10 protein-coding genes and 1 tRNA gene are annotated in these 19,288 nt (G+C 58.5%); 7 read left to right on the top strand and 4 right to left on the bottom strand.

Features of this window, described 5'->3' with window-relative positions; genetic code table 11:
• Positions 1 to 40: 40 nt before the first annotated feature.
• From VM554_14850 to VM554_14835, 4 genes are all read left to right on the top strand, one after another.
• The gene (locus VM554_14850; protein HVJ09653.1) at positions 41 to 1,339 is read left to right on the top strand and encodes a glucose 1-dehydrogenase; all 1,299 of its coding nucleotides are present in this window, start codon (positions 41 to 43) and stop codon (positions 1,337 to 1,339) included.
• 67 nt (positions 1,340 to 1,406) lie between these two features.
• Positions 1,407 to 2,990, top strand: coding sequence for a hypothetical protein (locus VM554_14845; GenBank protein ID HVJ09652.1), 1,584 nt, complete (start codon positions 1,407 to 1,409; stop codon positions 2,988 to 2,990).
• 162 nt (positions 2,991 to 3,152) lie between these two features.
• On the top strand, positions 3,153 to 4,616 hold the full coding sequence (gnd, locus tag VM554_14840) for a decarboxylating NADP(+)-dependent phosphogluconate dehydrogenase (protein ID HVJ09651.1): 1,464 nt from the start codon (positions 3,153 to 3,155) through the stop codon (positions 4,614 to 4,616).
• A 472-nt stretch (positions 4,617 to 5,088) separates the two neighbouring features.
• Positions 5,089 to 5,805 (top strand): GNAT family N-acetyltransferase, encoded by a 717-nt coding sequence (locus tag VM554_14835; protein ID HVJ09650.1) that lies wholly within the window; start codon positions 5,089 to 5,091, stop codon positions 5,803 to 5,805.
• A 244-nt stretch (positions 5,806 to 6,049) separates the two neighbouring features.
• Here VM554_14835 and VM554_14830 read toward each other — a convergent pair whose 3' ends face one another.
• Together VM554_14830 and VM554_14825 are read right to left on the bottom strand one after the other, a co-directional pair.
• Positions 6,050 to 8,707, bottom strand: coding sequence for an alkaline phosphatase family protein (locus VM554_14830; GenBank protein ID HVJ09649.1), 2,658 nt, complete (start codon positions 8,705 to 8,707; stop codon positions 6,050 to 6,052).
• A gap of 117 nt (positions 8,708 to 8,824) precedes the next feature.
• The gene (locus VM554_14825) at positions 8,825 to 12,361 is read right to left on the bottom strand and encodes a TonB-dependent receptor (GenBank protein ID HVJ09648.1); all 3,537 of its coding nucleotides are present in this window, start codon (positions 12,359 to 12,361) and stop codon (positions 8,825 to 8,827) included.
• A 362-nt stretch (positions 12,362 to 12,723) separates the two neighbouring features.
• Here VM554_14825 and VM554_14820 point away from each other — a divergent pair, with 362 nt between their 5' ends.
• The gene (locus VM554_14820) at positions 12,724 to 14,064 is read left to right on the top strand and encodes a hypothetical protein (GenBank protein ID HVJ09647.1); all 1,341 of its coding nucleotides are present in this window, start codon (positions 12,724 to 12,726) and stop codon (positions 14,062 to 14,064) included.
• Between the two features lie 185 nt (positions 14,065 to 14,249).
• Here VM554_14820 and VM554_14815 read toward each other — a convergent pair whose 3' ends face one another.
• Entirely contained in the window at positions 14,250 to 15,425 is a 1,176-nt protein-coding gene (locus VM554_14815) for a Fic family protein (GenBank protein ID HVJ09646.1), read from the bottom strand.
• Positions 15,426 to 15,563: 138 nt separating this feature from the next.
• Positions 15,564 to 15,640: transfer RNA gene (locus tag VM554_14810), tRNA-Pro, on the bottom strand.
• 295 nt (positions 15,641 to 15,935) lie between these two features.
• Here VM554_14810 and mmuM point away from each other — a divergent pair.
• Both mmuM and purL read left to right on the top strand, forming a co-directional pair.
• Complete coding sequence (mmuM, locus tag VM554_14805) at positions 15,936 to 16,862, top strand: homocysteine S-methyltransferase (GenBank protein HVJ09645.1); 927 nt, start codon at positions 15,936 to 15,938, stop codon at positions 16,860 to 16,862.
• Positions 16,863 to 16,976: 114 nt separating this feature from the next.
• The gene (gene purL / locus VM554_14800; protein ID HVJ09644.1) at positions 16,977 to 19,277 is read left to right on the top strand and encodes a phosphoribosylformylglycinamidine synthase subunit PurL; all 2,301 of its coding nucleotides are present in this window, start codon (positions 16,977 to 16,979) and stop codon (positions 19,275 to 19,277) included.
• Positions 19,278 to 19,288 lie beyond the last annotated feature (11 nt).

The raw sequence follows: 19,288 nt of genomic DNA, 5'->3' as shown, positions 1-19,288 counted from the left end.
GCTGTAGCCACATTCCACAAACATTAAAGGGATAGAAAGAATGATTCTGATTTTGATGGGTGTGAGCGGCATTGGCAAGACGACCATCGGCAAGCTGCTCTCCGCAAGTACCGGCTGGGCATTCGAAGACGCCGACGATTATCACTCGAAGGCGAACCGCGAGAAAATGGCCGCCGGTATCCCTCTTACGGATGCCGACCGCCTGCCCTGGCTCGCCACTCTGCACGATCGCATGGCGAAATATTTTGAAGAGGACAGGAGCGCCATCTTCGCCTGCTCGGCTCTCAAGAAGGCGTACCGCGAACGGCTCGTCGATGGCTTCGGAGCAAACGAGTACCGCCTGATCGATCTTTATGCACCCGCCGACGTGGTAAGAGAGCGGATCCAGTCACGCCATCATGCTTACATGAACCCCAAGCTGCTCGACAGCCAGATGGAGACGCTCGAAAAGCCTTCCTCAGCCTGGTCGATCTCTGTTGCCGGAAGTCCGGAACAGGCCGTCGACGAGATCCTTGCAAAGCTGCAGGCTTCTGGCCTGCTCACAAACAGAACGGAGAAAGAAATCATGAACCAGCTCTTTGACCTGACAGGCAAAATTGCAGTTGTAACTGGAGGCACCTCCGGAATCGGACGCGCCCTGAGTCTTGGCCTCGCCGAAGCGGGCGCCGATGTTGTCGCCACGGCGCGCCGTCAGCAACAGGTCGACGATACCGCAAAGGAGATCGAAGCACGCGGACGCAAAACTCTGCGCCTTACTTCGGATGTTTGCGACCGCGCCTCGCTCGAAAAATTACAGGCGGCCACGCTTGAAAAATTCGGCAAGGTCGACATCCTCATCAACTGCGCAGGAGTCATCAAGCGCACGCCCACGCTGACCGTTTCGGAAGAAGAGTGGAGCAATATTCTCAATACCAACCTTACCGGCACGCTGCACGCCTGCCAGGTCTTCGGCAAGCCTATGCTCGATCGCGGCTACGGACGCATCATCAACATCGCCTCGCTGAACAGCTTTGTTGCTCTCACCGAAGTGGCCGCCTATGCAGCCAGTAAAGCAGGTGTGGCCTCGCTCACCCGATCTCTGGCCGTCGAGTGGTCGAAGAAGGGCGTGACGGTGAATGCCATCGCTCCCGGCGTCTTCCGTACCGATCTGAACGCAGAACTCCTCGACAGCACGCCCCGCGGCCAGGAACTGCTGATGCGGACACCCATGGGCCGCTTCGGCAAAACCGTAGAGCTGATCGGCGCCGCCGTCTATCTTGCCTCTGAGGCCTCATCCTTCGTCACCGGTCAGGTTCTGGTTGTCGATGGCGGCTTTCTGGCCAGTGGCGTCAACCAGTAAACTCCCCTCTAACTATTTGGCTCCAACACATCAGGACACACAACAGACTTAAGAAAGGAAGAAGAACATGAATAGAAAGCTGAATGTCGGGTTCCTGGCGAGTGGAGCCATGGCAGCTCTCGGAACTGCGCTGTGTTTGGCAGTGCCCGCAGACGCGCAATCTTCATCGATAGCGCCCAAAACGATGCCGCGCGTCGGCACAATCGATCCGCGCTTCCAGTCATACAACATCGAGATGGTCGAAGTTACCGGCGGGCGCTTCTGGCGGCCGTATGCCAGCAAAGCAGAAGTGAAGCAGGGCGCGAACCAGCCCACCGGCATGGATCCCTCGCTCTATGAATACCGTCAGCCGATCAATCTCTACAATGCCCGCCTGCGCAAACTGGCCGCAGCACTGGGACCCGTCTATGTGCGCGTCAGCGGCACCTGGGCAAACACTACCTTCTTTCAGAACTCGGATGATCCGGCGCCAGCAACCCCGCCCGCGGGCTTCAAAGCCGTGCTCACCCGGCAGGAGTGGAAGGGCGTAGTCGATTTTGCCAATGCTGTGAATGCGAAGATCGTCACCTCGGTTGCGATCAGCCCAGGCACCCGCAACGCTGAAGGAGTGTGGACTCCGGACCAGGCGCAACAGGTCTTTGCCTATACCAAATCCGTTGGCGGCAGCATTGCCGCAGCCGAATTCATGAACGAGCCGACCATGCCGGAGATGGGCGGAGCACCGAAGGGTTATGATGCCGCAGCGTTTGGCCGCGATATCGTCGCATTTCGCGCCTTCGCAAAGCAGGACGCTCCCGGCATGCTGGTTCTTGGCCCTGGCGGAGTCGGCGAGGGATCGCCGATCCAGTCGACCTTCAAGAACATCATGAAGACCGAAGATATTCTCTCGGTGACCGGCCCGGCCTTCGATGGCTTTTCTTACCACACCTATGGCGCAGTTTCCAGCCGCTGCGCAAGCGCCGGCCTGTCGGCAACAACCACCGCCGAGGCGGCGCTCTCCGAGGAGTGGCTCTCGCGCGGGGATCAGAGCGAACAGTTTTACGGAGCTCTCCGCGACCGCTTTGAGCCGGGAAAGCCCATGTGGCTCACGGAAACTGCACAAGCTGCCTGCGGTGGCGACCGCTGGGCTTCAACCTTCCTGGATAGCTTCCGCTATCTCAACCAACTGGGTGACTTGGCCAAGCGCGGCGTCCAGGTGCACATGCACAACACGCTGGCCGCCAGCGACTACGGTCTGCTAGATGAGAAGACCTACGAGCCGCGCCCTAACTACTGGGCTGCTCTGCTGTGGAGCAAGTTCATGGGAGCCACGGTGCTCGATCCCGGAGCCTCTCCTGCGTCCAGCCTGCATCTCTACGCACAATGCCTGCCGAATCACCCTGGCGGCGTGACCCTTCTCGCCATCAATGCCGACGCGAAGGAAGCACACTCGATCAACGTTCCTGCGGCATCCGAGCGTTACACCCTCACCGCCAAGGAGTTGAGAACCCGGCAGGTAGAATTGAACGGAAGTGAGCTGAAGCTGGGCGCAGACGATGCTTTGCCTGAACTGAAGAGTGTTGCTACGCGCTCTGGTAAAGTTACGTTTGCACCTGCAAGCATTACATTTCTCACCTTGCCGCAGGCGCACAATGCGAGCTGCCAGCAGTAACGGGAGACGCAGTTTGAAGCGGCTGTCGCAAGCAGGCTTTTAAAAACATGTGGCGGAACGCCAAGACGTTCCGCCACCTTCCAATCACCTCGCCGTGCAAGAATCCCCACCTGCACAGCCTTTATTTGCAGTCATCATTCCTTAGGAAATTCTGGAGATTTTATGACGCCAGCATCATGCGATATCGGGTTGATCGGGCTCGCAGTTATGGGACAGAACCTTGTCCTGAACATGAACGATCATGGCTTTAAGGTTGCTGTATTTAACCGCACCGTGTCTAAGGTCGACGACTTCCTGGCCAACGAGGCAAAGGGGACCAACGTCGTCGGCGCGCACTCTATCGAGGAGCTGGCCGGCCTGCTCAAGCGGCCGCGCCGCGTCATGCTGATGGTTAAGGCAGGCGACACCGTCGATCAGATGATCGACCAGTTGCTGCCACACCTGGAAGCGGGCGACATCATCATCGACGGCGGCAACTCGCTCTATGCCGATTCCAGCCGCCGCACCAGGGATCTTGCCGCTAAAGGCATCCTGTTCATCGGCACCGGCGTCTCCGGCGGTGAGGAAGGCGCACGCCGCGGCCCCTCCATCATGCCCGGCGGCAATCCGGCCGCGTGGCCGCATGTGAAGGAGATCTTCCAGTCGATCGCCGCTAAGGTCGAGGATGGATCGCCCTGCTGCGACTGGGTAGGCGAGGATGGCGCCGGCCACTACGTCAAGATGGTGCACAACGGAATCGAATATGGCGATATGCAGTTGATCTGCGAAGCCTACGATCTGCTCCACCGTGGCCTGGGACTGACCGCCGACGAACTGCATGAGGTCTTTGACGAATGGAACAAGGGCGAGCTGGACAGCTACCTCATCGAAATCTCCAGCCAGATCTTTACCAACAAGGATGCAGACGGAAAGCCGCTCGTCGATAAGATTCTGGACACCGCCGGCCAGAAAGGCACCGGCAAGTGGACGGCAATCAGCGCGCTGGATATGGGGCAGCCGCTAACTTTGATCGGTGAGTCGGTCTTTGCGCGCTATCTGTCGGCGCTCAAAGAGGAGCGAGTCACGGCCTCGAAGATTCTTCAGGGACCGGAAGCGAAGGCCGTGTCCAGCAGCGATCGGACCGCATTCATCGAAGACGTCCGGCGGGCGCTCTATTGCTCCAAGATGATCTCCTACGCTCAGGGCTACATGCTGCTGCGTGCGGCAGCCAAACAAAATGGCTGGAATCTGAACATGGGCGGCATTGCGCTCATGTGGCGCGGCGGATGCATCATTCGCAGCCGCTTCCTGGGCAAGATCAAGGAGGCTTTCGACAAGAACCCCGCGCTCGAGAATCTGCTGCTCGACAGCTTCTTCTCCGGAGCTCTGAACCAGTACCAGGCATCGTGGCGCAAGGCGCTGGTTCATGCCATCGAGTTGGGCGTGCCCACCCCGGCGTTCTCTACCGCGCTGGCGTTCTTCGACGGCTTTAGAACCGAGCGGCTACCCGCCAACCTGCTGCAGGCACAGCGCGACTACTTCGGCGCACATACCTATGAGCGCACCGATCAACCGCGCGGCCAATTCTTCCACACCAATTGGACTGGCCACGGAGGCCGCGTATCGTCCTCAACCTATAACGCCTGATGAAGTGAGCTGCGCCAGTGCGGCCTCATCTCCGCGCTGAGCGCAGCTTCCGTCAACAACTCCACTCTTGTCTATATATTTGTCATCCTGAACCCAGCTCCTTCACCCTTCACTCTGTTTTGTCATCCTGAGCCCCACTCCTGTCATCCTTCACTCCCTCTTTGTCATCCTGAGCGAAGCGAAGGACCTGCTTTTCCCACCGGAGCAAAACGCTAGCTCCCGCAGCACCCGCCTCCTTCACTCCGTTTTGTCATCCTGCCCCACCCCGCACTCCGTTTTGTCATCCTGAGCCCTCTTGTCATCCTTCACTCCCTCTTGTCATCCTTCACTCCCTCTTGTCATCCTGAGCGAAGCGAAGGACCTGCTTCTCCATCCCCGCAGCGAAAGACCCGCTCCCGCAGACTCAATCCGGCTGTATAAGACACGCCATCTTGAAGCCTCCACATCTCCGCCAACATCTAAAATCACATCAATGAAGAATCTCGAAAACGAGACGCTGCTGGACAATCCAATCTGGAATTCCCTTGTCACAGGTCACGCTCCCATCGCCGTGGGCGCGGATGTGGGGCGCGGCCTTGCGCGCCGCTATCCCGCGGATATTGGCCCCCTCTCCGCATTTCGAGAGCCAACGCCAGAAGCCTATGCGGATCTCGCCGCTGTTGTGCCAGCAGGCGATGTCGCAGTTCTCTTTCTTGAGGATCCCGCCGAGATTCCCGCAGGCTGGCAGTCGCTTGCCGGAGGAGTGCTCGTTCAGATGGTCTGCCCTGCGGTTCCAGATCGGCGGCCTCTTGCCGACAGGATCGTCTCGCTGGGGCCGGCGGATTTTCCCGAGATGGTAGCACTCACTGCCGCCACAGAGCCGGGTCCATTCCGCGACCACACGGCCACGCTTGGAGGCTTCCTCGGAATCCGCGTCGATGGCCGCCTGGCTGCAATGGCCGGCCAGCGATTGTCACCCACTGGATTTGCGGAAGTGAGCGCCGTTTGCACACATCCTGACTTCCGCAGCCGCGGCTATGCTGAGGCGCTGGTCGCCACCGTTGCCCGCAACATCCATGCCGAGGGGCGCATACCGTTCCTGACCTCATACGAGGCCAATGCGGGAGCGATCCGCGTCTATCAACAGGTAGGCTTCGTCCTTCGCCGCACGTTCCACCTGGCCGTTCTCAAGCCACCCGCAGCCGGATGAAGCTGCTATCACAACGACGGGCAGTTTACGTCAAAGCCGCATCTTCGATTTCAGTCCGCTCCTCATCTGTCTGATGTTCCGCAGCCAGCTCACGTACGCGTAACGATTTCTCATACCACTGGAAGCGCGATACGTGCCCTCGCTTGACCCGGGCCACGTTCGGGCCGGCGGTGGAGTCTATTCCGGCTTCGTGTTCGATGAAGCCGGAGAAATGCCCGAAGGCGCCCCTTCTCGGCGGAAAATATCAGTACCTGTCATCGTCCTTGCCCGAGCCGCTCACATCGACGATCGGGCGGAAGCGATGCACCGGCGGAGGCATCACCGAGTCCTTGCCCTTGACGCTCTTCCAGATAATTTCATTCAGAGCATGCATCGGAGCGCGGTCCACTCCGGAGAAATCCATCCTGCTGCTTTGTTTGGCACCTGCAGAGTCTTTCGTGTTCTTCTCATTGGTGTCGACGAGCGGAGCGATTCGATTGAAGGGCTTCATCACCGGCATCGTTCCGAACGAAGCGAACAGCGGCATAGCCGCCGCATCGTACTGGCTCATCGGTGGCAGCCCAAGCAACAGCTCCATCGATCGCAGCATCGAGGACGTTGTGTACAGCGTGCTATCCACGATGCCGCGCTTCACATATGGGCTGAGAACAAGCCCTACCGTACGGCGCGCATCTATATGGTCCGCTCCATCCTGCGCGTCGTCTTCAATGATGAAGATCGCTGTATTCGGCCAGTAGCGGCTGTGCGTCACAGTATCGACGAGCTGCCCGATGGCATAGTCGTTATCCGCCACCATCGCCGTCGGGGTATTCCAGCCAGGTCGTGTCCCAACTGTATGGTCTTCCAGCATCCGCATCACAATCAGGTTTGGCAAGCGCTTTCCAGCGTCTGAGCTATCGTAGTTATTCGCCCACTCGTCAAACTCGCGAAGAAAAATCTTCACCTTCTCCCCATCCCGCACGGCGATGTCGCCCGCGAACTCCTTCGTGTAATGGCCATAGAGACCATCCATCCCTGGCGCGGGAGTCGCTTCCCATACCGATCCATTCTTGGCAGAGGTCGTCATCTCTTCATAGATGTGGTATGTCAGTCCCTTGCGCCGCGCCAGATCCCATATGAAGCCTCCGGAAGGAATCTCCGCGTGGGTAAGGTATTCACCTTTAGTGATCCCAGCATAGCGAGCCGGCCACTGCTTCTCATTAAAGTCCGTGGCATAGGCCGCGGTTGACCAGAAATGCCCATCCTGACTCACTTCGCCATCGCAGTAAAGATTGTCGAGAACGACATACTCCTTCGCCAGCGCATGCTGGTTCGGCGTGACCTTTTCTCCAAAGATCGCCAGCCGCGGATCACCGTTGCTACCCGGTATATCGCCGAAGACCTGGTCGTAGCTACGGTTCTCCTTGATGATGTAAATGATGTGCTTAATGGGACTCGGCTCCCCTACGCTCTGTGGAAGAATGCTCGGCTCCAGCGGCTTCTTTGTCTCCGCAAGCAACGAGTCCTTATACGGAGTGTTCTTCGCCACCTGCCGCGTCCAGCCCTGAAGCTTCTCCTTTAATCCGACGACCGAAAGCATCTCGATGCTGCCTGTCTGGACCGTGTGCACACTTCCTCTGCCTTGCGAAAAAATTCCCGACGCAAAAGGAGAAATGGATGAACCAGGGGCAGCCTCTGAGAAGGGAATATCTCTCTCTGTGAGGGGACTATGCGGCCCCAATGGATCTGGATGCCCCTCTTCTCCCTTGGTATTGCCGATGTACAGCGTGCCGTTATGATCTGCTAGCGCAAGCGCCGAAGGATACCATCCTGTAGGAATAAAACCGACGATAGTGCTGTGTGTTCGGTTATCGATGCTCGCCACAGCAATCGAATTGTTATCGGCGTTCGCGATGTACAGCAGATGATGTGTATTGTCGATTGCAAGTGCGTTCGGCGTCGAGCCTTCCGGAGCGAGCGGGGTCATTGTCGTCGAAAGGCGCTCCGTCACCTGTAGCGTATGCGTGTCGATCACCCACACCGTGTTGTCGTTGGAGCAGGCAATAAAAAGCCTTCCATCCGCGGAGAGTTTCAAATCATTTGGGTTCATCCCGACATGCAGTGTACGCAGAACCTTGTTGTTGTTCGTATCGATAATACTGATCGATTCGCTCGACCAGTTCGAGACAAAGAGCCGTCTCCCATCGGCGCTCAGAAGCACCTGGTAAGGCGATACCTCCACCGGAATGCGAGTAACAATCTTGTGTGTCTCCGCATCAAAAACCACAACATTGCTCGGATTTTCGCCGGTTCCCCTGTTGGCTGCATAGAGCCAATGTTTCCCCGGGAGATACGCAACGCCGGACCAGGAGACCTCCTTCGGATCGATTGTCTCAACCAATCTTCCCGTCGGCTCATTGCTCAGCAATCCATTCGCATAAGAGAACAAATAGATAGGCGCAACCGGATCGCTCTTGCTCTTGCTGCCGGAGGCATTCCCGCCAGAGACAAAGAGCGTATGACCATCCGAAGACCATGCCATTCCCAACCATGCTGAGGTCAGCTTGATGTGTTGCAGTTGCTTATGCGTTATGGCGTCGAAGACATCGAGTCCATGCGGTAAAAAGCCGGAGTTAAGAGAGACGACGATCTTTCCGTCGGGCGAGACGGTGAGATTCGTAATGAGGTCTCCGACTGTGGCAATGACCTTACCGGCCGGCGTGATGCGCCAACCGTTGGGAAGGTCGGCACCGTCCGCGAAGTGCCGCGGGAGCCGCATTGTCTGTTCGCCGAGCGGATGATCCTTCACAGAAGTAGAGGGTTCGGCTGTTTGCGCCAGGCTCGGACGGTTCGCGCCAATGGCCGACACCGCAAGGAGCGCGGCAGCTACACCGAGCGGGGAAATTCTGTGACGTATCGGCATTGGTGAAACTCTCCGTTCGCTCTCTTTACTCTCTGCGTGAGCTAAAAAGTTCAGTGTTTTATTGAAAGGCCACGTGCGCGGAGCGCCAGACTCAGCGCTCGACGCGCGTGGCCGGAGTTAGAAGGTTAGGTGCGCCTCAACCTGCACAGTACGTGGAGTGAAGTTCTGACGCGTGGCCGCCTGTGTGCTCAGAATGCGTCCGAAATTTGCGTTGTTGATATCAGTCACAGGATCGCCGAGTCCGGCACGGTTGAGGGCGTTGGCCGCGACGACACGCAGCGAAAAGCTGCGGGTCTCGCCAAAGCTGAATGCTTTCTGGAGTCCCATGTTCTCGTATGCATAACCGGGCCCCTGGATTCCCGGAAGAACCGAGGGGACGTTGCCTGTCGTCAGGGCCACCTTGTTGTTTGAGGTATATGGGACATGAGTGAACGCAGCCGGATTGAGATAGACCGGGCCCCGGTTGTGAACCGTATCGATGAAGCCCTTCTGGTTGAGTCGGACGGCCTGGCCTGTGAAGTTGGGCCGGGTGGTCGCGAAAATGCCGTTGCTTACGAAGCTGTCCGTGATGGTGAGGGTGTCGCCCGACTGGTAGATGCCATTGCCGGAGAGCTTCCAGCCACCAGCGATCCAGTCGAGCGGGCCGTGTACGTTCAGCAGCTTACCCTTCCCGATCGGCAAATCATAGATAGCCGTGAGCTTGAACATCTGCGGGACGTGGATGAAGGACGCCTCAGCCTTGGCGGCCTGCTTGTTGGACACATCCTGCAATCCGCCGTTGGTATTGGTCAGGGTCTTCGACCAGGAGTACGTTGCGAAGATGGAGAGTCCGGAGTTCACCCGCTTCGTAAGCGTCACCTGCATCGCATCGTAACGGGACCAGCCGGCGCCAGGATCAAACAAGGAGACACCGCCTCCCGCAAACTGCGGATAGGGCGCAAGAGCTTGGCGCACCGTCCCGGCGAAAGTCGGATAGGGCTTGGGAATCTCCGGGTGAATCTTGATGTTGTCCAACAACGCATCACCATAGGTTTGCAGAGCGCTGAGAGGGAGCTGGTTCATCTGCGTCAGCGCGGCCTGACGGATTCTGCGGGCCACGTTGCCAACGTAATTGATTTGGGCGATGACGCCTCGGCCCATGTCCACCTGGATTCCCATCGTATAGCTCGCGTAGGTCAGGGGCTTCGAGCCGGCTGGATTATTCACCGTGACACTCTGCAGGTTTAGCTGTGCCGGGTTGTAGTTCGGCAAGGACGTTGTAGGAGCCGGATACGGGTCACTGAGCTTCGCCACCGCCATGCCGGCGTACGGCTGCGGGTTGTGCGTTGCGTCAACCGCGATCGACGCAGAGTAGCCCGTAGTAGGCGGTAGTGTTTGGCCCTGGAAAGGCTCAGCGCTATAGACCGGCGCCTGAGAGTTGATGCCAAAGCCCCCGCGGAAGACGATTCGTGGATCAGGGTTGTACGCGAACCCGACGCGAGGAAGGAAGACCCGCCAGTCGGGATTCTCAAAGCTTTTCTTGCCAAGCTGGCTGGCGAAGACGAGGGCTCCCGGCAGACCGGCGGCTGCGGGGTTGGGAATGGTCAGGTCAACGCCACTCCATTGCCCATTGGTCTCGTATAGCTTGCCGATGAATTCCCAGCGAAGGCCGAGATTCAAGGTGAAGTTTCGGGCTGCCTTCCAGTCGTCCTGAAAGTAGACTCCGGCTTGGCGGCGGCGGTAGTGCTGCGTACCAGCGTATACGGTACTGGACAGGGAGTTCACCTGCCCGAGCAGCAGACTGGCGAATGAATTACCCGCGTAGCTGGCGGTCGAGGTACCGTCGTCGGTCATCGCGCTGCTGAATTGGTAGGTGCCCGGAGCATTGCCGTTGGTCCAGTTGCTCAGGTAGAAGCGGCCTTCAAAGCCCCCCTGCATCTGATGAGCTCCACGGCTAACGTACACCTGATCAATCACCATGAAGTCAGAGTTGGAGCGTAGTTGGCCCTGGTACGAGCCGGCAACACCCAGCGTCTTCGTTCCTCCGCCGAGAGAAGTGCTACCCGTAAAATCGAACGTGGGGAAGCCCATTCCGCTGAAGTTCGGTATACCGAGCTGAGAGGCCCAGTTCCGCTGATCCACGCTGTTGAACGAGATGGGAATGCGGAAGTAGCCGGCACCAACGTGGTTCGAGATCGTCGGAGAGAGCGTCCAGTAGTGGTTCACGCGAGTGATCTGCGTATGGAAGGCCTGATTGTAGGCCACGTCGAGGATGTTTTTGTCGCTGGGCAGAGACCAATATGTTCCGCCGTTAATATTGCTGCGCTGGTTGTCGTCGAACAGAATGGAGAGCCTCTGATTCGCCGTCAGAACCTGATCGAACTTGATCGTGTAGAACTTCTGCACTAGCAGCGGGAGCGTCTTGGCCAAGGTGGGAATGTTGCCCACAACCTGACTGCTCAGGTAATTCTTGGGCCAGTTCAGCTTCAGCAGGTTTGCTGCCACAGGATCGAAGCGGGACGGACTGATCTTGTTGCCAGGGAAGGGATCGCGGACGAAGCCATTGCCTGTGGACTTTAGCCCGGTTACCGTGTCAATCTGCCCAGTCTTGAGGATGCGAGTCGTTGCTGGGTCGTAGATCTGCCCGAAGACGACTGGGCGGCCCAGGATGTCCTGGGTGACGGTCGTGCCCGAGCGCGAGTCGAGGGTCAATGCCGGACTCAGCCACGCCGAGAAGTCCCCGCCCAGCATCGCCTGGGTGGGAAGAGTAGCATTCGCTCCGCCGTACCCAAGGTTCTTAATCTGGTCCCGCTCAAAGTCGAAGAAAAAGAAACTCTTGTTTCTGCCGCCGTATATTTTGGGAGTATACACGGGGCCGCCCACTGTGCCGCCGTAGGTCGTGAACCGGTCCTGCGCACGCTCGCGACCTGCCTGCTTTGCGGCGTAGCTGTTCGCATTCATGTCCTCGTTTTGCAGAATGGCGATAAGCGAGCCGTGGATCTGGTTGGTACCTGACTTGACGGCGAGGTTGGTCACTGCTGTACCGCCGCCGTTGTATTGCGCATTCATGACCCCAACCTGCAGGTTGAGCTCGCGAACGGCATCGACACTGATGCCCTCCTCGGCAGTGTCCATCGTGCCCAGCGGCACTCCTTCCAAATAGATCTCGTTCGACCTCGTCTGCCCACCGTTGATCGAACCGGTGAATGAGACCCCGGTCGCGCCGGGCAAGTTGTTATAGAGGAATTGAGAGACGTCGCGCTCACCATCTGAGGTAGCGATGAGCGGCCAGTCTTCCATCTCCTTCTTGCCGATGATGTAGTCAATCTGCGGTGAACCCGTTTCGAGAAGTTGCGCGTCACTCGACACTGTTACGGTGTCCGAGGTGGATGCAATGTCAAGGTTCAGGTTCACCGTGATCAGTTGCCCTACGTAAGAAGTGATGTCCTTGACGACCGCCTTGTTATAGCCCTCATGAGTGGCCGAGACATCATAGACGCCGGGAGGCAGCGAGGGGATGGTGTAGACTCCAGCCTCGGTGGCTTTAGCCGTGTAGATGACGCCGGTCTCATGGTTGGCCGCCACAACGTGCGCATTGCCCACACCGCTGCCGGATCGGTCCGTGACCATGCCGGTAAGCCCTGCATTCGAACCCTGCTGCGCAAACCCTGCCATATGGAAGATAACCAGCAGAAGAAGAGCAAGCAGGGAAACAAATCGTCCCCGCCTGTTTCTCAATTGTGGTGTTGGTGACGCTTCCCGAATAACCGAATGAGAGCTTCGAAGAAACCGCTTTACCGACAATACATCCTCCCCTGGAATTTCGCGTGTATAGAACCCGGCAATCGGGAGTGATCGCCGGTCTTGCTTGATTGAAGCTGAGTACCGAGACATCTTCGCCCGTAAAGCTGCCACCCGTGAGGTGGTTCACAGGAGGTTACATACGTAAAACCTTTGTAAGCAGGCTTTGTTAACGAAAAAGAAACAGTTCATCGTTTCGACATACTTCATTGCTATGGTTGGGGAGAGTTGGATTCATGCCATTTTTGGAACAGAGAGAAGAACTTCAGGATCTCCCATCGGCTACGATCTCCGATCCTCGCTGGGCGGCAGCAGAACGGATCATTGCGAGCCGAAACTTCGCGAAGTCAGGGCGATTGAGTGCGTTTCTTATCTACATCGTCCGAAGTACGATTGAGAATCGAACCGAAGAGATCACCGAACAGCAGATTGGAACTCATGTATTTGGACGGGCACCCGGCTACAACGCTGCGGAAGATAACATCGTGCGCACAACTGCCCGGCAGCTTCGCCAGCGCCTCGCTCTCTACTATCAGGAGGAAGGAACAACTGACGATCTCCGCATCGAGGTGCCCCGCGGAGGATATCTGCCGACCTTCGTCCAGACCCGCGAGTCCCACTCACAGGATTTGGAGATCGCCCCCCTGCGCCCTCCGTACCCGCTCTCTCAGGAGGGCACAGTCTCCCACAGCATCCCCTCCAGCGCTCTTTTCCCTGAAAAGAAGATCCGGCGAGCTTGGCTTTACTGCGCACTCATCATCATGGGAGCCGCGCTTGTCCTTGCTCTCCAGTCTCTTCTATCCTTCAGGCATCTCCACTCATCCGCCACCGATCCCCTATGGCGTGAGATGTTCTCCCCCGGACAGACCGTCCTCTTCGTCCCTGGCGACGCCGGCCTAAACATTTTCAACAATCAGGCTCACTCCACTCACGAGGTCCATCTCTCCGACTACATCGGCGGCAGATATCTTTACTCCCCTAAGGCACAGTCCCCGGAATTCGCCGGAGCCCCTCTCGCCAGCCGCCGTTATATCGCCATGACGGACCTGCAGCTTACAGACCGCCTTGCGGAGGTCCCTCGTTTTCGTCGCGAGAACTACCAGATCAAGTTTCCCCGCGGCCTCCGGCCCGAGGACTTTCGCAATGCAAACGTCATTCTCTCCGGAGCCCCGGTCTACAACCCATGGGATGAGCTGTTCGACGTCCGCCTGAACTTTCACGTTCACTATAGCGGCGAGGGGCAAAGCTCCATGTACATCGAAAACCGCAAGCCTCTCTCTGGGGAGCTCTCCGTTTACACCACCGACTCGCAAAAGGTTTTCGGCTACATCGCTGTTACGGACAACCTGGATAGCAATGGCAAGGTGCTTCTCATCGAGGGGACCTCTCAAGTCGGAGTCGAGGCGACCGTCGCCTTTCTCTTCAACGACACGAAGATGGCTCCCATCATCGCCAAGGCAAGAAGAAGCGATGGAAGCCTGTCCAACTTCGAGGTTCTGTTGAACGCGACCTCCTTCACCAACAGCGTCATCGGACAGACCGACGTCATCGCCACGCGCTTTGATTCGCGCCCGTAGCCACCCACTCACGGTCGTCCGAAAATCGATAGGCCAGCCCGCAATTGTCCTCGAAGAAAATTGATTGTAGAGGGGTTTCTGCTGGCAACAATGGAATCTGAATCCGTGACTTCCACCGGTAGGAGCAGTTTGCTGCCCGCGCGATATGGATACCCGGATGCTGGTTCAGTCTCCAGTTCCTCGTTTCACCGCAACGGCTCCGTTCCTTCGTTGAGGATGTCCAAGTATCGACGGTAGACGAAAAGGCGATGCCGCTCGCGGCCAGTGGTCTCTTCGAGGATGCCGAGGTCGATCATGTGGCCTAGCGACTTCGCAACCGTCGGAGCGGAGATACCAATCCGCTTCGCCGTCGATGGAATCGCGATGATTGGGTTTCGCTGCATGTGCTGGAACACGCGCAGTACGGAGGCGGCGGGCCTGCCGAGCGTCTCGATCTTTTTCTGATCGCGGTTGAAAAGATTCAGAATTTCGCGCGCCGCGTTGGCTGCCTGGTCGGCGGTGTCGCGCACGCCAGTCAGGAAGAAATCAAGCCAGGCTTCCCAATCGCCCTTGGTTCGTACGCGGTCGAGCAATTCATAGTACCCCGCACGATTGGTTTTGAAATAAAGGCTAAGGTAGAGGATCGGCTCCCGTAGCGCACTCTCTGCGCAAAGCAGGAACGTAATGAGCAGCCGCCCAAGCCGTCCGTTGCCGTCCAGAAACGGGTGAATTGTCTCAAATTGCACATGCACCAGGCCCGCTCGAATCAGCAAGGGCAAGCCCGTGTGCTCGTCATGCAGGAATAGCTCCAATTGGCTGAGGCACTCATTCAGAAGTTCCGGAGGAGGCGGTACGAAGACCGCATTCCCTGGGCGGCTGCCGCCAATCCAATTTTGGCTGCGGCGAAACTCGCCCGGCTGCTTGCCGCTGCCTCTTCCTTTGGAGAGCAGAATCTCGTGAATCTCCCGAATCAGCCTAAGACTCAACGGAAAGCCCGAACGCATTCGCTCCAGACCGTGATTCATGGCCGCGACATAGTTCGAGACCTCCTGCACATCCTCTACGGGCACTCCCGGCGCCTCATCGTTCTCGTAAAGCAGGAGATCAGAAAGCGAAGACTGCGTGCCTTCGATCTGAGAGGAGAGCACGGCCTCCTTGCGAACATATGTATAAAGGAGCAGCGATAGGTCGGGAAGGAGCGAGGCCAGACCGTCGAGCCGGCCGATGGCCTGATTGCCCTGTTCCAGCAGGATCTGAAACCGCGCCAGATCCACCGGCGGCACAGGCGGCAACGGTGGAGGCATGAAAGCTCGAACAGTCTCGCCCTCAAACTGCTTAACGATATAGCGGCCTGGTCGGGCGGACGGATCGGTCTCTGACACGGTATCCTTTCGTTGATTTTCGAGTAACGAAAGAATAGCCCATCATCCTTTTGCTGGCAAACGTGAAACTAAGACAACGGAAGAACAGGACGTTCTTTGTCGAAGTGGCTTAACTGATTTGTTTTGAATGAGAAAGAATGGTCGGGGAGAGAGGATTTGAACCTCCGACCCCCTGGTCCCGAACCAGGTGCTCTACCAGGCTGAGCCACTCCCCGAACCTTGTTGACAGGAACCCCAGACGAAGGCGCCCTGGTAGATGCCTTCTGCATGCCTGCGGGCTACACCTGAGTGTATCAGAAAGCCTCCACGTCTTACCGCCCGGCCAGCACCAATTCGGCTTCTCTCCCCCATCTCGGCGGAAAAGGCGGTACAAACATAGCGTGGCCACCTTGCCAGACATCCTCTATCCCAAACTTTTACGCACCTTCCAGCTCCACAACCCCATATGTATAGAGCCTCGCGCGCCCCCCTTCTCTCAACCCGCAGCCTTTCTGTGGATAGAATCTCCGTATGACGCCGCGTGAAGAACTCAACCTGGATGGGCTCCGCGTCATCGATGGCGCTATGGCAACGGAGCTGGAGCGCCGGGGCTGCGATCTGTCCAGCGGAATATGGTCGGCACGCGTGCTGGAAGACTCGCCCGCCTCTATTGAGGAGGTCCACCGCAGCTATCTTCAGGCCGGAGCCGACTGCCTGCTCACCGCCAGCTACCAAGTCTCCATTGAGGGATATGCCGAACAGGGGCTGCCACCCGAGGCAGCCGCAGCCGCCTTGCGCCGCTCCGTCTCCGTGGCGGAGTCCGCTCGCACCTGGTATCGATCCCTTTCTCCACGCCACGTCTGGATCGGCGCCTCTCTCGGTCCCTACGGAGCCATCCTCCACAATGGCGCAGAGTATCACGGCAACTACGCCATCTCCTTCGACCAGCTCGTCCAGTTCCATGCGCAGCGCATCGCGATCCTTGCCGGGACCAACGCCGATTTCCTCGCGTTTGAGACCATCCCATCCCTCGACGAAGCCGGAGCCATTCTTATCGCGCTCGAGAGTCATCCTGGTGTCGCCGCCTGGCTAAGCTTCACCTGCACGGACCAGGCCCACATCGCCCACGGTGAGCGGCTCAGCGACTGCGGCAGGCTGCTCGATGGACACCCCCAGGTTGTCGCCATTGGGATCAACTGCACCGCACCGGCCCTCATCCTTCCTCTCCTCGGAGAGCTGCGGCCAGCCACCAGGAAACCGATTGTGGTCTACCCCAACTCCGGCGAGATCTGGGATGCCAGCCATCGAGCGTGGCGGGGAAGCTCGGACCCTGGCGATTTTGCCGCCCAGGCAGCCGCCTGGTACGCTGCCGGGGCGCAAGCCGTCGGCGGCTGCTGCCGCACCACTCCAGAGCATATCCACCACATTCGTCAGACCTTGCCAGCCTCTCTCGGATAACACTTCCTCTGCCGCCTGCGTCTTACCGCGCACGAGCGCCAGCTGGCATGCGACAATAAACTTTTAACCATCATGAAACCTGATTCCTCAGCTTTGGTCCCTGAGTCCACCTCAGTGACCCCTGAACTTCTTGCCCAGCACGGCATCACGCCGGAGGAGTATCAGCGCATCCTCTCTGCACTGGGCCGCACCCCAAGCCTGACCGAACTCGGCATTTACAGCGTCATGTGGAGCGAGCATTGCTCCTACAAGTCCTCGCGGGTTCACCTCAAGCGGCTCCCCACCAGGAGCGACCGCGTTGTTCAGGGACCAGGGGAAAACGCCGGAATCATCGATGTCGGAGATGGCTGGGCCTGCGCCTTCAAGATTGAGTCGCACAACCATCCCTCCTATATCGAGCCGTTCCAGGGAGCGACCACCGGAGTCGGCGGCATCCTTCGCGACATCTTTACCATGGGCGCACGACCGCTGGCCGTGATGGATTCGCTCCGCTTCGGCCCACTCTCCCGCGAGAAGAACGACGACACTCCCGACGAACTCATCCGCAAGGATCACTCCATCGTCGAAGGAGTGGTCAGCGGTGTCGCCTCCTACGGCAATTGCTTCGGCGTGCCTAACCTCGGCGGCGAAACCAAGTTTGAAAGCTGCTACGCCGGCAATCCGCTGGTCAATGCCTTCGCTCTCGGCATGGTGCGGCGCGAGGAGATCTTCTACGGCAAGGCCAGCGGCATTGGCAATCCGGTCATCTACGTCGGCGCCAAGACAGGCCGCGACGGCATCCATGGCGCCACCATGGCCAGCGAAGAGTTCAAGGAAGGCTCGGAACAGAAGCGCCCGAATGTGCAGGTCGGCGATCCATTTATGGAGAAGCTGCTGCTGGAAGCCTGCCTTGAGGCCATGCAGACCGGCGCAATCGTCGGCATCCAGGATATGGGCGCTGCCGGCCTCACCTGCTCCACCTGCGAGATGGGCGCACGCGGAGGCGTCGGCGTCGACGTCGAGCTTGATCTTGTACCCCAGCGCGCCACCGGCATGACCGCCTATGAAATCATGCTGAGCGAGAGCCAGGAGCGCATGCTGCTGGTTGCTGAAAAGGGCCGCGAGCAGGAGGTTCTCAGCGTCTTTGAGAAGTGGGGACTCGATGGCGTGATTGTCGGCGAGGTGATTGGCGAGAATCGCCTTCGCATCCGCCATCACGGCGCTCTGGTTGCCGATATTCCGAACACCTCGCTCACCGACGATGCCCCGCTCTATCACCGCCCCGTCGGTACCTGGAAGGCTCCCGTTCCGCTCGATCCTCCAGCCTCGGTTCTCGCGGAGATCAACAAGCCCCGCGACTACGCAGCCGATCTGAAGACCCTGCTCGCCTCGGCCAACATCTGCTCCAAGCGCTGGGTGCATGAGCAGTACGACTCCATGGTGCAGACCAACACGGTGGAGGGTCCCGGGCAGGAAGCCGGAGTCATGCGCATCAAGGGAACCAGGCGCGCACTGGCCATGGCACTCGACGGCAACGGCCGCTGGGCATATCTGGATCCGCGGCTCGGCGCGATGCACGCAGTCGCCGAGAGTTCCCGCAAAGTGGCCTGCACAGGATCTGTGCCCGTCGCTGCTACAAACTGCCTGAACTTCGGAAACCCCGAGAAGCCGGAGATCATGGCGCAGCTCTCCGCCGCCATCGACGGCATCAGCGAAGCATGTATTGCGCTCGGTACGCCGATCACCGGCGGAAACGTGAGCCTCTATAACGAGACCCGCGGCGAAGGCATCTATCCCACGCCCGTGCTCGGAGTCGTTGGAATCATCGAGGACGTATCGAAGGCCATGCCGGCAGACTTTCTACAAGCTGGCGATGCGGTGCTGCTGCTCTCCGCGCCCGCTGCTCCCAAAACGAATCTGCTGCGCGAGTTCGGCTCCTCCGAGTACGCCAAGACCATCATCGGCGCGCTATGGGGAACTCCGCCGTCTCTCGATCTTACCCACGAAGCGGCACTCCAGAAGTGCCTCATCGCTCTGGCTGAAGAGAGTGTCCTCCACTCCGCCCGCGATATTTCCGAAGGTGGAATTGCCGTGGCCCTGGCTGAAGCATGCTTTGGAAAGAATGTGGGAGCCATGATCACGCTCACCGAACCCGGCGAGGCAACTCCGCTCTGCACTCTCTTCGAAGAGGGAGCGACCCGGGTCATCGTGACTTGCGCAACAAATGACGTAGAGAAGGTACGAGCAATCGCCGCCAAATCCGGCTGTGCCATAACTTCCCTTGGCGTAACCGCGGCTCGCAAACTGGAGATTCGCTGGAACGGCCAGGTTGCCGTGTCGGAAGCGGTCGCCGATCTCCGCCAGCTCTGGGCTGGCGCGCTCGAATCCATGCTGTACACAACGCCCAGGGAGCTGAAACTCCCGATGCAATGCTGAGGAGCTGATAC

Source organism: Acidisarcina sp. (genome assembly GCA_035539175.1).
Taxonomy (GTDB): domain Bacteria; phylum Acidobacteriota; class Terriglobia; order Terriglobales; family Acidobacteriaceae; genus JANXZS01.
Note: the sequence above shows the minus strand (reverse complement) of the source record. Positions and strands in the feature narration are given on the sequence as shown.

What these genes read in the sequence shown, in the direction of transcription:
- VM554_14835 (HVJ09650.1), top strand. Translation starts at nt 5,089, where the DNA reads ATGAAGAATCTCGAAAACGAGACGCTGCTGGACAATCCAATCTGGAAT.
- VM554_14830 (HVJ09649.1), bottom strand. Translation starts at nt 8,707, where the DNA reads ATGCCGATACGTCACAGAATTTCCCCGCTCGGTGTAGCTGCCGCGCTC.
- VM554_14845 (HVJ09652.1), top strand. Translation starts at nt 1,407, where the DNA reads ATGAATAGAAAGCTGAATGTCGGGTTCCTGGCGAGTGGAGCCATGGCA.
- gnd (HVJ09651.1), top strand. Translation starts at nt 3,153, where the DNA reads ATGACGCCAGCATCATGCGATATCGGGTTGATCGGGCTCGCAGTTATG.
- mmuM (HVJ09645.1), top strand. Translation starts at nt 15,936, where the DNA reads ATGACGCCGCGTGAAGAACTCAACCTGGATGGGCTCCGCGTCATCGAT.
- VM554_14850 (HVJ09653.1), top strand. Translation starts at nt 41, where the DNA reads ATGATTCTGATTTTGATGGGTGTGAGCGGCATTGGCAAGACGACCATC.
- VM554_14820 (HVJ09647.1), top strand. Translation starts at nt 12,724, where the DNA reads ATGCCATTTTTGGAACAGAGAGAAGAACTTCAGGATCTCCCATCGGCT.
- VM554_14825 (HVJ09648.1), bottom strand. Translation starts at nt 12,361, where the DNA reads ATGGCAGGGTTTGCGCAGCAGGGTTCGAATGCAGGGCTTACCGGCATG.